We start from the raw sequence: 14174 nt of genomic DNA on the forward strand, positions 1-14174 counted from the left end.
AAGAAGGTCAAGGGCCGCAAGCGCCATATCGTGACTGATACCTGCGGCTTCCTGATCTTTCTCCTCGTTCATGCCGCCGATATCCAGGATCGTGATGGGGCCGTTGATGTCCTGGCGGCAATACGCAGGCGCTTTCCCTGGCTGCGCCACATCTTCGCTGATGGCGGCTATGCTGGCGAGAAATTGCGATCCGCGCTCGCCTCCATGGGAAAATGGACGGTCGAAATCATCAGGCGGTCCGATACGGTGAAAGGCTTTCAGATCCTGCCGCGCCGCTGGGTGGTTGAACGGACATTCGCCTGGCTGGGACGGTGCAGGCGGCTCGCCAAAGATTGGGAACAATCCATTGCGTCCTCAACCGCATGGACATTGATCGCCTCGATCCGCATGCTCACACGACGGACAGCAAGGCATTGTCAAACTTGAAAAACTTTCGGATCGGGCTGTAAGAGCCTGTTTGAAAAGTTAGCCCGGGAAACATTCAGCAATCATAAAGAAGTTTTTGGTGAAGCTTTTTTTTAAAGCTTCGAAGAATGCCGCCGTTTTGAAAAAAAAGGTGGCAACCAAAAAGCTGTTATTATTTTTTATCAATGATTTGTTTTCAAACAGTCTCTAATTACCGTCTGGCCATGTCATGTTTGTGGCGCGTGCAATAAGCCGGTCGGGAAACAAATATTCGGTCAGCAGAATGTTGTATCATCGTGCCCGTCTGGTCATGCGCCGTCTTATTTCAGACGGCGTATGTTATCGCTGCGGTCCGGGTCGGGCAGGATATGGTCGGGATCAAGGATGACCCTGTCGACAGCCGGACCGCCGGGGAAGGTCGCAGTCACGGTATTGGTCAGGTGCCAGCTTTCCGTCGGGATGACCTGATCGAGATGCGTGCCGTCAACATATTCCAGCCGTAATGTGACAGGCAGCATGAGCCTGCCCTTCGTGCGTATACGGACCTGTGTACCCTGGCGGGCATCATTATTGACATGGGACAGGCCGGATATACCGTAATCCGGCCAGTCGTTTTCAAAATACCAGCCACGCCAGAACCAGCCCAGATCTTCCCCGGCTTCACTTTCCATCAGCCGGAAGAAATCCGACGGGGTCGGGTGATGGTATGCCCATGCCTGGATATAACGGCGGAAGGCGGTATCAAACCGTTCCGGCCCCAGTATCTGTTCGCGCAGCAGCATCAACCCGTACGCGCTTTTGAAATACGTGACCGGATGCCGGTATTCTTCTGGCACCAGTTCCGCAGGTGTCATAAGGGGCGGTGCCTTCGGGTCTTTCAGCACCGCAATGATGTCGTCGGCGGGCCTGCCGGTCAGGGGCGCAAATTCCGCGTCATGCTTGGGCGCGTATTCCCCATGGTTGAAATGCCGGGAAGCATAGGCGTCGATGAAGGTATTGAATCCTTCATCCATGAATGCGTCACGCCGTTCATTACTGCCCACGATCATCGGGAACCAGTCATGGCCCAGTTCATGCGTGGTGATCCAGAACAGCGTATCGTTCTGGTCTTCCCATCCGTCAAAGACAATGCCGGGATATTCCATGCCCGCCCCGTGGCCCCCCACATTGACGGCATTGGGCCAAGGATAGGGGAACCACTGGTTGGAAAAGTATTCAATGGCATGCTTGACATATTCGGTGGAACGGTCCCACGCCTGCGGCCCGCTGCCTTCACGCGGGTAAACCGAGATGGCCAGACGTGGCACGGGCTTCCTGCCCGGTGCCGGATGCACGGGGGGCAGGTCAATGCGCGCCGCATCCCACAAAAAGGCAGGGGAGGCGGCAAAGGAGACATCACGCGTATTTTCCATATGGAAACGCCATGTCTTTTCCCCCGTGCGGGCCGCATGGCTTGTCGGGTCCGTCACGTCGTGCGCCGTGCGGATCATGACGGTCCGGTCGCTGCGGGCTGCCTGCGCCAGACGGGCGCGTTCGGTCCGGGTCAGGACGTCACCCGGGTTGAGCAGCGCGCCGGAACCGACCACCGTGAAATTCCACGGCACCGTGACGCTGTAATCAAAATCGCCGTATTCCAGATAGAACTCCTGCCCCAGATAGGGCAGCGTGTCCCATCCCCGATGACTGTCATAAACGCACATGCGGGGATACCACTGCGCGATTTCGTACATTTCGCCATCCCGGGCGGGTGTCACCGCCGTGCGGCCGCCCCATGGGCCGGGAACAGTGTAATGCCAGCGGATGCGGATCCGGACCTTCTGTCCATGTGTTAACGCCATATCAGGCAGGACAAGCTGCATGCGGGTATCGGATATGCGCGGCGGCAGTGGGATTTCGTGCCCGTGGCGCATGATGGCGACGGAATCGATCACCATGCTCTCTGTCGTATGGGGATGGCGTTCGGGATTGGCGAAGCCCGCGCGGGAATGGGGCCGATAGATGTTCTGGTCCAGTTGCAGCCACAGCGTATCAAGGCTGTCGGGGCTGTTATTGGTGTAGGTCAGCGTTTCCTCACCCGACAGGACATGGGTGGATGTATCGATACGGGCATGGATCATGTAATCTGCCCGGTTCTGCCAGTAATCCGGCCCCGGCAGGCCGGAACCCGAATTGTAGCGGTTGGGCGCGTCAGGCAGGGACAGCGGGGCGAAGACCTGTCGCATGTCCGTTGCGGCCGGCGCAGGGGCCGCCTGCGCCCCGATGACCGCACAGCACCCTGCACAGGTCAGGATGATCGCCAGCTTTCCGTATGCCATTACCCTGCCTTCCGCCTGTTATGGTTGCGGTAGGGTAATGGATGGTGCCCGAAGCGCAAGGTGCTGGGGGCACCATGCGTGGCGCAGGCCCTCAGATAACCTTCAGGCCAACTGTAACAAGGATCGCGGCCAGTATAATGCGCTGCACCCGGTCGGGAACAAGCCCGATGCACAGGCTGCCCAGTATGATGCCCGGAATGGATCCGCACAGCAGCGAAGTCAGCAGCGGGATATCAATATCCCCGATCCACCAGTGCCCCATGCCCGCGATGGCCGTAAGGGGCACGGCATGGGCAATGTCGGAGCCCACCAGCCGGCGGATTTCCAGCGTGGGATACAGAAAGATCAGCGCCGCCATGCCAATGGCCCCCGCACCGACCGAAGACAGCGTGACCATGACACCCAGCACCGCACCCAGCAACGTGGTCAACTGGCCGGTCATGGCGGGGGAAACGCTGCCGGCCTTCTGTCGCGACAGCATCTGCAGGCGGTGGCGGAACAGCACACTGGGGGCCGTGATCAGCAGCGCTATGCCCAGCGCCACCGAAATCACATGTGTCACCTGCGCCGACGGACTGCCCGCCCAGTGCAGGGCTGCGATCGTAAGCAGGGTGGCGGGTATGCTGCCCAGCGCCAGCCGCCCCACCACGCACCATTCCACCGACTGGCTACGGCCATGCACCAATGTGCCCACCGTCTTGGTCAGGGCCGCATACAGCAGGTCCGTGCCCACGGCAGACTGTGGATGGACTTTGAACAGCAATATGAGCAGCGGGGTCATGAGTGACCCGCCCCCAACGCCGGTCATGCCAACAAGAAAGCCGACCCCGAGGCCAGACAGCACATAAAGCAGGTTGATCGATTCAGTCAGATGCATGATGGGGGGCTTCATGGTCCAATGGTTGCGGGTCTGGGGTATATGCAGTCCGGCCGCCGCGTCGGGGGCGCCTGTCTATCCGTTCCTGCTCGTTTTGCATCTAAATTATACTAAAAAATTAAGTGATTTATGTCGGGTAGTTGCAATTGTTTATGTGTAATTTCCATGAAGCACAAGCCGGTTTGGTGATATGGAGCGGCCATATTTTTGCATATAACCCGAAAAAATACGCAAAATCCCTGTTATGCGGCAAAGGGGAGATAATTTGCGGAGGCCGGTTGGATAATCCTGCCGGAAAATGTCTTCCGTGTCGCCGCAACCTGCCTTCATCATGCCCGTTGCATGGGGAACCATTCAGGAAAACATGCCATGTTCAGCAGACAGATAATGGCGTCCCCGTGGAATTCCGTTCCGGCGCGCCCGCCCGCAAACATGCCGCCACCCGTGGATGATCCCGATCATGGTGAACCAGATGAGAAGGAACCACTGGACCGGCCGGAAAAACATTTTCCCGATTATGATGAGGACGAACCCATCGACCCTGACAAGGACACGCTGGTCGAACCGCTGGAACCCGATGAGGAGGACGAAGGGCCAGTCACGGACCGTGTCCGTACGGTGATGTGCGCCTGGCTCCATGCTCCATGCAGGGGCAGGACGTACCGCTGGGGAATGCCGGATACGCTGCGTTGAAAATGCAATGCCCCGCTGTGCCACCGTGCAAGAATACATGCAGCATCTGCATGCCCGCTCTGGCGATCTGCCCCTGAAGGTCGTCCTGCCGCCGGACGCGTCGCGTATGATGCACCGTAGCGGATATGACGGGTGCGACGGACGGGAAAACGCGCCATGCAAGACAGTTTCCTTCTGTCGTTATTGATCAGCACTAAACAACATGCAGAAAAAGGAAAATACTGGTGCCCACGACCCCGCCCCGTTACGGCCCGTGGCTGCGGACGGCGCCCCGACGTGGCGGGTGGCTTCCAACACGGCCGGTCCTGGGGTACAGCAGGCAGGCATTCCCATGCGCGGGACATGGCTTACGGGTGGTGAAAAGGCGAGGTCACATGATGGAACAGAAACTCCGGCAGATGAACGGAGACCGGACATTGCTGATGAACGCGGGCGCCTTCGCGTGTGTCGTCGCGATGCTGGGAATAGCGAACCTGGTCTGCCGTTTCGTGCTGCATACGGATGTGGTGTTCCTCATGCCATGGCTGGTGGCGGCCACGGGGCTGTATTTTTTCCTGCCGGCACTCATGCTGTGGCTCATTACGGGCCGTCCGTCCGGTTCCTGAACCGGGCACGGCGTGCAAAACAGGACCGGATGGATGGACATGCAGCAGGCACATGCCTATTGAGACGGTATGTCTTCCATCGGATCCAACCGGAGCGTGCGGCTCGGTATAGATTTCGGCACGACCAATACCGTCGTGGTCGTGCTGGATGCGCAGGGGCGGCCCACGCCCGCGCGTTTTTCCTTTCCCCATCATCCCCCATCCGAAACATGCCGGTCGCTGCTGTGCCTGTGGCGTGAGGAAGGCATGCCGGGGCGGTCATCCCTGCAGGAGGCGATCGGGGCGGCGGCGATCGATGCCTATCTGGAAGACCCGGCGGACAGTCGGCTGATCATGTCCATGAAATCCTATCTGGCGCAGGCGTCTTTCCGCCAGACCCGGCTTATGGGACAGGTCATGACGCTGGAAATGCTGATCGCCAGTTTCCTGGCATGCCTCATGCGCACGATCGACGTTGACCCGGCCGATGTCACCGCAACGGTGGGCCGCCCCGTGCATTTCGCGGGTGAACGGCCCGATGATGCGCTGGGTGAACAGCGCCTGCGTGACAGCTTCCGTGCGGCGGGCTTCCATCATGTCGACGTGGCGCTGGAACCCGAGGCCGCGGGCTGGCATTTCGCCCGGCGGCTGGATGCGCCCGCGACCGTGCTGGTGGGAGATTTTGGCGGCGGCACGAGTGACTTTTCCATCCTGCGCTTTGACCCGGCCAACCTGCGCAACGCCACCCCGCTGGGATATGCCGGTGTCGGCATTGCGGGCGACCAGTTCGATTACCGTATTATCGACAATGTCATTGCACCCGAACTGGGCCGCCATGCCACCTATCGCGTCATGGGCGGGCAGCCGCTGCCGGTTCCGGCCGAATGGTATGCAAGCCTTGGGCGCTGGCACCGCCTGGCGCTGATGCGCACCCCCCAGACCCTGCGTAACATCGCCGATGTCGCCCGCACCGCGTCCGAACCCGACAGGCTCCATGCCCTGATGCGCATCATTGATGAACAGCAGGGGCAGGCGCTGTATCGCGCGGTGGGGGCGGCGAAACGGGACCTGTCCACCGCCGGGCGCACGGTCCTGCGCTATGACCACCGTGACGTGCATATAAACCGGGAAATCACGCGTGCTGAATTCGAAGGCTGGATCGCACCCGACCTGAAGCAGTTTGATGATGCCGTGGGGCTGGCGCTGGAACGGGCGGAACTGCCCGCCACGGCCATTGACCGCGTCTTCCTGACGGGGGGCACATCGTTCGTGCCCGCCGTGCGTGACCTGTTCAACCGGCGTTTCGGGGCGGAGCGCGTGGACATGGGCAATGAATTCGTCTCGGTCGCGGAGGGGCTGGCCCTGATGAATGCCTGATGGCAGCCGCCTGCCGCGTATTCCCGTCATTGTGTGTGTTTACAACTGTTTCCGCCCTCACTTATTGTTATCAACCGGTAACAAACAGGACCGCGCTTGGCGGTAGTGGAGTGGAATTGACGTGAAACGACTTTCCTGGCGGCATGTACCTTCCCTTGCGATCATGCTCGCCACCATGGCGTCGGGCGCACCGGCGGGACAGGCCCATGCGGCACGGGACGCGGGGGCTGCCCCGCAGGCGGCCGATCCGTCCGCGCTGAGCGTGCAGACCGGCAGCGACATCCCCGCCCATGTGACCTTTCCCACCAGCGCGCGCAATTACATCAAGCGCGATGTCATGATCCCGATGCGCGATGGGGTGAAGCTGCATACGGTCATTGTCATTCCGCGTGACGCCACGAACGCGCCCCTGCTGCTGACCCGCACGCCCTACCATGCGTCCGAACGGGTGAACCGCATTACGGATGCGCCCGATATCCGTTCCATCCTGCCGCAGGGTGATGATGCGTTTGTCGAGGCAGGCTATATCCGCGTATTTCAGGACATCCGCGGCAAATACGGATCGGAAGGGGACTATGTCATGACCCGTCCCCCGCGTGGCCCGCTGAACCCGACCCGCACGGACGAGACGACGGATGCATGGGACACCATTGAATGGCTGGTCCATAACGTGCCGCAGGGAAACGGGCGGGTGGGGATGCTCGGCTCGTCCTATGAAGGGTTCACGGTGGTCATGGCCCTGCTGGACCCGCATCCCGCGCTGAAGGTCACTGCCCCTGAAAGCCCCATGGTCGATGGCTGGATGGGCGATGACTGGTACCATTACGGTGCGTTCCGCCAGGGCGGCCTTGATTATTTTCCCGAACAGATGACCGAACGCGGCGAAGGCCATACCATCCCGCGTGTGGGTCAGGACGATTACAGCAATTTCCTGTCCGCCGGGTCGGCGGAACAGTTCGCGCATGATGCGGGTCTGGATCAGTTCCCATGGTGGCAGCGTATGCTGGCCCACCCGGATTACGATGCGTTCTGGCAGCAGCAGGCCCTTGATCAGCTTCTGGCGCGCCACAGGCTGACCATCCCGACATTATGGGTGGATGGGCTGTGGGACCAGGAAGACATGTGGGGCGCGATCCATGCATGGCAGGCGGTGCAGGCCACCCATCCCACGGTCCCCAATGTCATGGTCATGGGGCCGTGGCGGCATAGCCAGGTCAATTACGATGGCTCATCCCTGGGGCCATTGCACTGGAATGGCGATACGGCGTCGCAGTTCCGCCACGACGTGCTGCGCCCGTTCTTTGACCAGTATTTGCGCGCCAACGCGCCGGCGGTCCACCTGCCGCAGGCCATCCTCTACAATACCGGGCAGAACCGGTGGGATTACATCGACCACTGGCCGCAGGCCTGTGACGGGCAGTGCGCGCATCCGCTCCAGCCCCTGTTCGTGCAGGCGGATCACGGACTGTCCACCCATAAGCCCGGACAGGGTGCGCAGGCATCGGACCGTTATGTGTCCGACCCGCAGCATCCGGTACCGTTCCTGGCCCGGCCCTTTTCCTTTGTAACCGATGGGGACCGCTGGAAGACATGGCTGGCGCAGGACCAGCGATCGGCCGAAAGCCGTCCCGATGTCCTGACCTATGAAACCCCGGTCCTGACCACGCCCGTCCGGGTCAGTGGCGTGCCGGTGGCGGACCTGTATGCCGCCACCACCGGGTCGGATGCGGACTGGGTGGTGAAGGTGATCGACGTCAACCCGCCCACCACCGCCGACCGCCCCGAAATGGGGGGTATGAACTGCCGGTATCCATGGATATCTTCCGTGGGCGGTACCGCCATGACTTCGCGCACCCGACCGCCATTACCCCCGGTCAGGTGGAGCGCTACCGCTTCACCCTGCCGGTCATCAACCACGTCTTTCAGCCGGGGCACCGGATCATGGTCCAGATCCAGTCCAGCCTGTTCCCGCTATATGACCGCAACCCGCAGAAATTCGTGCCCAGCATCCTTCAGGCGCGCCCGCAGGATTATGTCGCGGCGACACAGGACATCTATCATGACCCCGACCATCCTTCCGCCGTCTGGCTGCCCGTACTGCCCTGAGGTCAGGCTGGATGCATGATCCCGACGCCACACTGTCCCGCGCGGACCGTTCCGCGGCGTTTGGCGTCGTGCTGGCCATGGAAACATGGGAACGGTTCGGCTTTTACGGCATGCAGGCGATCCTGCTGCTGTACATGGTCCAGAAACTGGGCCTGCACGATACGCAGGCCAACATGTTGTGGGGCAGTTTTTCCGCCCTGACCTATGCGGCACCCGTGGCGGGCGGGTGGCTGGGCGACCGGGTCACGGGATCGCGGCGGACGATGGTGGCCGGCGGCATTGTCCTTGCCCTGGGGTATCTGCTGCTGGGGACAGCGGGGGGCAGTGCGCGCGCGCTCTATCTCGCCATGGGGGTGATCGTGGTCGGCAACGGCCTGTTCAAGCCCAATTCGTGCAACATGGTGACCATCATATACCGTGGGCAGGACCAGAAGCTGGATGTGGCCTTCACGATCTATTACATGGCGATCAATGTCGGTTCGACATTTTCCCTGTTCCTGACACCATGGTTGCAGCAGGCCTATGGCTGGGGGGCGGCGTTCGTGTCCTGTGCCGTGGGGCTCGGGCTGGGTACGGGCTGTTACTTCCTGCGTCGTGCGCGGCTGGCCCGTACCGGAACGGACCCTGATTTCCGTCCCGTGCCGGCGTGGCGCGTGCTGGCGGTAATTGCGGGAACGGGGGCTGCTGTCGAACTGGCGGCGCGTGTTTTTGCATCCACCTCCATTCAGGGGGGACTTGTCGTTGCGTCCGGCATCCTGATCCTGCTTGCGTGGGTCATGGTGTACAGGCGTGCGGGTGCGGCGGAGCGCCCGGGACTGAAGATCATGTACCTGCTGACGTTCGAGGTAGCGCTGTATTTCATTTTCTACCAGCAGATGGTGACATCGCTCACCCTGTTCGCCCTGCGTAATGTCGGCAAGGATTTCATGCTGGGGGGCGTGCACCTGTTTTCACTTTCGGCGGGGCAGTTCCAGGGTTTCAACCCGTTATGGATCATGGCGGGCACGCCATTGCTGGTCGCGCTCTATGGTGCGTTGGGGCGGCGGCATATCGACATGGGTATTGCGGTCAAATTCATCATCGGTTTCGGGTGTGTGACCCTGTCGTTCCTGATATGGTGGGGCAGCGCGGCCCTGTCGGCGTCGCCCCTTGTCTCGCCGTGGGTGATGCTGGTGGGATATGGCCCACTTTCACTGGGGGAACTGATGATCAGCGGCCTTGGCCTTGCGGCAATCGCCCGTTACGTGCCCGCGCGTATCAGCGCCTTCATGGTGGGGTGTTATTATGTGCTGATCGGGTTCGCCATGTATGTCGGCAGCCTTGTCGCCAACATGGCGGCGGTCGATGTACCCGATCCGACCCGCATGGACGCCGCGCGGACATTGGGGATCTACGGTGACCTGTTCCGGTCCCTGACCGGCCTTGCGGCGCTTGCCACACTGGTCTTTGCCCTGCTGCTGCCCCTGGTCAGGCGGTGGGAACGCCAGCAGGCGGGTTGAGGGGGCCTGTGCATGAAACGGATGCTGTGGGGCGCGGGCCTGCTGGCGGGGGTGCTGGTCTGTGCCCGCCTGGTGGCGGGCGGGCATTCCCCCGATGCGTTATGGCATATCGTGCATGAACAGTGCGTGGCGCATGCAGATGGCAACCCGTGTGAGGAAACCGATACACATGCCGGTTATGCCGTGCTGAAGGACCGTGTCGGGACGGGGCAGTACCTGCTGATCCCGACACGACGCATTACAGGCATGGAAGATCCCGCCATTATGCGTGGGGATGCGCCGGATTACGTTGCCTATGCCTGGCGGCAGACGGCGCGCGTCAACCGCAGGCTGTCCCACGCCCTGCCGGGGGAGGACATGTCCCTGGCCATAAACTCGGTCTACGGGCGCAGCCAGAATCAGCTTCATATTCATGTTGACTGCATCCGTCCCGATGTCCGCGCGGCGTTGCAGCATGCGCTGCCGCATCTGGGCGCGCGATGGGCTGCCCTGCCGCTGTATGGCCATGCCTATCGTGCCCGTCTGGTCGATACGCCCGACCTGTCGGGCGTGCGGCCTTTTGCGCTGCTGGCGCGGGACATGGCCGACCCCGCGCGGGAAATGGGACGGCATACGCTGGTGATCGCGGGTATCAGGCAGGCTGATGGACGGCAGGGTTTCGTGATTCTTGATGACCATGTCGATCTTGTGCATGGCGACCGTGCATCGGGGGAAGAACTGCAGGACCATACCTGCCAGATCCAGTCGCAACCCTGAATGCGGGGTTTCATGATCAGGTCCCATTCACATTTTCCTGTAGCCGGACCATATTGAACCGGCTAGGTCACAAAGACGTTGCAACGTCCGGTGCCGGCAGGGCAGGACGGGCGTGCTGTCCTTTCTTTTCAATCCGGGCCCTTTGTGATCAAGGAAACATATATGTCTGGTGTTCCCCATCCGTTTTCAGGAAAAGTGGCTGTCGTAACAGGTGCGGCGGGTAATATCGGCCTTGCGACGGCAGGCCGTCTGGCCAGCCAGGGCGCCGATCTGGCGCTGCTGGATGTCGATGCCGCCAAGCTGGAACAGGCACGCGCCTCGCTGCTTGAACATGAAGTGCGCATCAACATCTATACCTGTGACGTGACGGACAGCGAACAGGTCCGCCAGACGGTCGAAACCGTGGTGGCGGAACTGGGTCAGATCGACTTCCTGTTCAACAATGCGGGCTATCAGGGGGCCTTCGCGCCGGTGCAGGATTATCCGGAGGCGGATTTCGCCCGTGTCATGCAGATCAACGTGGTTGGCGCGTTCCATGTGCTCAGGCATGTGTCGCGGCACATGGTTGCGCGCAAATTCGGCCGTATCGTCAATACGGCCAGCATGGCGGGCGTGCAGGGACCGCCCAACATGGCGGCCTATGGCGCATCCAAATTCGCCATCATTGGCCTGACCGAAGTCGCGGCGAAGGATCTTGCCCCCTACAACATCCGCGTCAATGCCATAAGCCCCGCCTTTATGGGACCGGGTTTCATGTGGGACCGGCAGGTGGAACTGCAGGCAAAGGCTGGAAGCCAGTATTTCTCCACCGACCCCAAGGAAGTGGCGCAGCAGATGATCGGCAGCATTCCCATGCGCCGTTATGGCAACATCAACGAAATTCCCGGTGTGGTGGCGTTCCTGCTCAGTGATGATTCCAGCTATATGACCGGGGTCAACCTGCCCATTTCCGGCGGTATCTGACGCGTCTTCCCGGCAGGCCGTCAGAAGGCGGCACAGCCTGCCGTCATGACCACGCCTACGGCCTGCTGCTGGAAGCGGGTGCGGTAGGCCTGGCGGATGGCGTCAAGCCGATCAGCCAGATCGGGGGCGGGTGGGGTCACGATCCATACGATCCGTCCGGGTTCATGCCCGATCCGTCCGCTTTCGCGATCCTGCCACTGTCCTTCCGCCCGTAATACCGACAGTCCGGCAGGAAAGCGCGGGGTCAGGGTATCGCGCATGAAACTGTCCCATTCCCGCCTGGTAACGCGGCCACCATGGGGGCGGCGCAGGCCGAACAGAAGCGATATCTGCACATCCGGCCGTGCATGCAATGCCGCGCAGGTCGATCCTGTCGCATCAGTCGTCACGGTCGGGACAGGCAGATCGCGCGACATGCCGGGATGGTTTCCTCCCATTACGCTGAATACCGTCACCAGAACCGGAATGATACGCCGGCATGACCGTTGCGGCGTGATGGATGCCGTCATTACCTGTTTCCCCCGCACAAGACTGTAGGCTGTGGGGCAGGGTAGCCTGTTCCGCGCCATCCAGCCAGTGCGGGAAACGGCGCGTTACAGCGTGCGACGCAATACCAGTTCCCCCGTTTCCCGTGGCCTGCCAGCGGTAATCACGCCCACACGGCGTGCGCCATTCCACTGGGTGGCCATGAAATTGAAAGCGTCTAGATCCCCGTCGATGGTGACACGGTCAAAGGGTTCCTGATACCCGACATATTCCAGCTTCCTGCCAAACTGCAGGGTCCAGAACCACGGGATTTCCTCAAACCGGCCGGGCTGTTTCATAATGGCTCGCGCCGCGACGCGACCGTGTATCTGTGCCGTGCGCCAGTGTTCGATCCGCATGCGCCGGCCCTGGTGCACAAAACGCGCAATATCACCCACGGCATAGACATGCGGGGCCGCCTGCATCGCGCCATCCACGTCAATGCCGCCATCGGGGGCCGTGGCCAGTGCGGGCACGAACCCGGTGGCCGGACGCACCCCCAGACCGACCACCACCATATCGGCCAGCAGGATACGGCCATTATCCAGCGTGATCTGCCGTTTGCCACCCCGTTCCGCAATGGCGGTGACGCGGTGGCCGCCAATGTAGGTGCCCCCCTTTTCCTGATGCAGCCTGCGCAGGCGCAGGCCAATTTCATGGCCCAGCGCCTTTTCAAACGGAACGGCGGTGGCGGATACGACCGTGACCTTCGCACCGGCCTGGCTCAGGGATGCCGCGGCCTCCATCCCGATAAAACTGCCGCCGCATACCACTACGTGCCGGTCCGTGATGTTGCGTGTCGCCAGTATCGCCTGCGCGTCCGCCTGGCTGCGCAGCGTGAAGACGTCGGGCAGGTCATGGCCCGGCACATCAAGCATGCGTGGCGCAGCACCGGGCGCCAGCACGACATGATCGCCAGTCAGTTTCCGTCCATCCGACAGTTCCACCGTGCGGCTGGCGGGATCGAACGCCGTGACCCGCGCCACCACCCGGTCTATGCCATGGGTCTCGTAAAAACCGGCCGGACGCAGGGGAGGTGCGCGGTTGCCCTCCTCCTTTTCCGCCAGAACCGTCTTGGTCAGGGCGGTGCGGTCATAAGGTGGCGCTGTCTCGTCGCCAATCAGGGTGATCCGGCCTGCAAAGCCGAATTCGCGCAGGGATACGGCCGCTGTGACACCAGCCGCACCCGCGCCAACAATCACCACGCCCTGGTCGGCGCCAGTCGGGACAGGTGCGGCCAGGGGCAGGGCAACAGGCTGGATCTGGATCCGTCCGTCCACCAGTCGCGTGGGATAACGGGGCAACGGATCCAGCGCCAGTGGTTCGATCAGGCTGCCGTCATTCAGGTCAAAAACGGCCTTGTGCCAAGGACAGACCAGTTTGCCCGCGCATAGCGTACCCTGTTCCAGCGGTGCGCCCTTGTGCGGGCAGGTCGCGGCAAAAGCCCGTACCTGCTCCCCCTGCCGCACGACCAGAAAGGACCGGCCGCTCACCTGCATGCGGCGTGGGGCGGCATCCGCCAGATCCGCCAGTGGCATGACATCATGCCATGGACTGTCCTGACCGGGGGATGAAGGGTTGCGGATGGCGGGAAGTGTGGTCGCCTGCTGCATGGCGCGTCTCCTGCATTCCGGTGCCGGGCGGAAGCAGGGACGCGTACCGTCGCGGCAGATGGGTATCAGAGCCCGATCCGAAAGTTTTCCAAGCTTGACAATGCCTTGCTGTCCGTCGTGTGAGCATGCGGATCGAGGCGATCAATGTCCATGCGGTTGAGGAAGCAATGGACTTTTCCCAATCTTTGGCGAGCCGCCTGCACCGTCCCAGCCAGGCGAATGTCCGTTCAACCACCCAGCGGCGAGGCAAGATCTGAAAGCCCTTCGCCGTATCGGACCGCCTGATGATTTCGACCGTCCATTTTCCCATGGAGGCGAGCGCGGATCGCAATTTGTTGCCAGCATAGCCGCCATCAGCAAAGATGTGGCGCAGCCAGGGAAAGCGCCTGCGTATTGCCGCCAGAACATCAACCGCCCCATCACGGTCCTGGATGTCGGCGGCATGAACGAGGAGAAAGATC

Annotated in this window: 10 protein-coding genes and 3 pseudogenes; 8 read left to right on the forward strand and 5 right to left on the reverse strand. The window is 61.5% G+C overall.

Annotation, left to right across the window (positions count from 1 at the left end):
* Positions 1 to 426, forward strand: a pseudogene (locus GEU01_RS16120) (IS5-like element IS1031A family transposase); the annotation flags it as partial.
* 299 nt (positions 427 to 725) lie between these two features.
* Here the strand turns inward: GEU01_RS16120 and GEU01_RS16125 are convergent.
* Complete coding sequence (locus tag GEU01_RS16125) at positions 726 to 2720, reverse strand: M1 family metallopeptidase (RefSeq protein WP_019086899.1); 1995 nt, start codon at positions 2718 to 2720, stop codon at positions 726 to 728.
* 91 nt (positions 2721 to 2811) lie between these two features.
* Entirely contained in the window at positions 2812 to 3597 is a 786-nt protein-coding gene (locus GEU01_RS16130; protein ID WP_026018805.1) for a sulfite exporter TauE/SafE family protein, read from the reverse strand.
* Between the two features lie 369 nt (positions 3598 to 3966).
* Between GEU01_RS16130 and GEU01_RS16135 the strand changes: the two genes are divergently transcribed.
* The 7 genes and pseudogenes from GEU01_RS16135 (at position 3967) to GEU01_RS16170 (ending at position 11575) form a co-directional block, all read left to right on the forward strand.
* Positions 3967 to 4290, forward strand: a complete 324-nt coding sequence (locus tag GEU01_RS16135; protein WP_019086901.1) for a hypothetical protein — start codon at positions 3967 to 3969, stop codon at positions 4288 to 4290.
* A gap of 374 nt (positions 4291 to 4664) precedes the next feature.
* Complete coding sequence (locus GEU01_RS16145; protein ID WP_010510994.1) at positions 4665 to 4895, forward strand: hypothetical protein; 231 nt, start codon at positions 4665 to 4667, stop codon at positions 4893 to 4895.
* A gap of 69 nt (positions 4896 to 4964) precedes the next feature.
* On the forward strand, positions 4965 to 6251 hold the full coding sequence (locus GEU01_RS16150) for an Hsp70 family protein (protein ID WP_019086903.1): 1287 nt from the start codon (positions 4965 to 4967) through the stop codon (positions 6249 to 6251).
* Between the two features lie 175 nt (positions 6252 to 6426).
* Positions 6427 to 8357: pseudogene (locus tag GEU01_RS23015) on the forward strand (CocE/NonD family hydrolase).
* Between the two features lie 11 nt (positions 8358 to 8368).
* Entirely contained in the window at positions 8369 to 9856 is a 1488-nt protein-coding gene (locus tag GEU01_RS16160) for a peptide MFS transporter (RefSeq protein WP_019086904.1), read from the forward strand.
* Positions 9857 to 9868: 12 nt separating this feature from the next.
* Positions 9869 to 10612: a CDP-diacylglycerol diphosphatase gene (locus GEU01_RS16165; protein ID WP_232272584.1), complete on the forward strand. Its 744-nt coding sequence runs from the start codon at positions 9869 to 9871 to the stop codon at positions 10610 to 10612.
* A gap of 162 nt (positions 10613 to 10774) precedes the next feature.
* Positions 10775 to 11575 carry an SDR family NAD(P)-dependent oxidoreductase gene (locus GEU01_RS16170; protein ID WP_026018806.1) on the forward strand — a complete coding sequence of 267 codons (801 nt, stop codon included), beginning with the start codon at positions 10775 to 10777 and terminating at the stop codon, positions 11573 to 11575.
* 20 nt (positions 11576 to 11595) lie between these two features.
* Here GEU01_RS16170 and GEU01_RS16175 read toward each other — a convergent pair whose 3' ends face one another.
* From GEU01_RS16175 to GEU01_RS24635, 3 genes and pseudogenes are all read right to left on the reverse strand, one after another.
* Positions 11596 to 12084 carry a DUF3574 domain-containing protein gene (locus GEU01_RS16175; RefSeq protein ID WP_019086907.1) on the reverse strand — a complete coding sequence of 163 codons (489 nt, stop codon included), beginning with the start codon at positions 12082 to 12084 and terminating at the stop codon, positions 11596 to 11598.
* An 84-nt stretch (positions 12085 to 12168) separates the two neighbouring features.
* Positions 12169 to 13713 (reverse strand): FAD-dependent oxidoreductase, encoded by a 1545-nt coding sequence (locus GEU01_RS16180; protein WP_019086908.1) that lies wholly within the window; start codon positions 13711 to 13713, stop codon positions 12169 to 12171.
* Positions 13714 to 13810: 97 nt separating this feature from the next.
* A pseudogene (locus tag GEU01_RS24635) lies at positions 13811 to 14174 on the reverse strand (transposase); the annotation flags it as partial.

Origin of the sequence: Komagataeibacter europaeus LMG 18890, assembly GCF_000285295.1 — a bacterium.
GTDB lineage: Bacteria > Pseudomonadota > Alphaproteobacteria > Acetobacterales > Acetobacteraceae > Komagataeibacter > Komagataeibacter europaeus.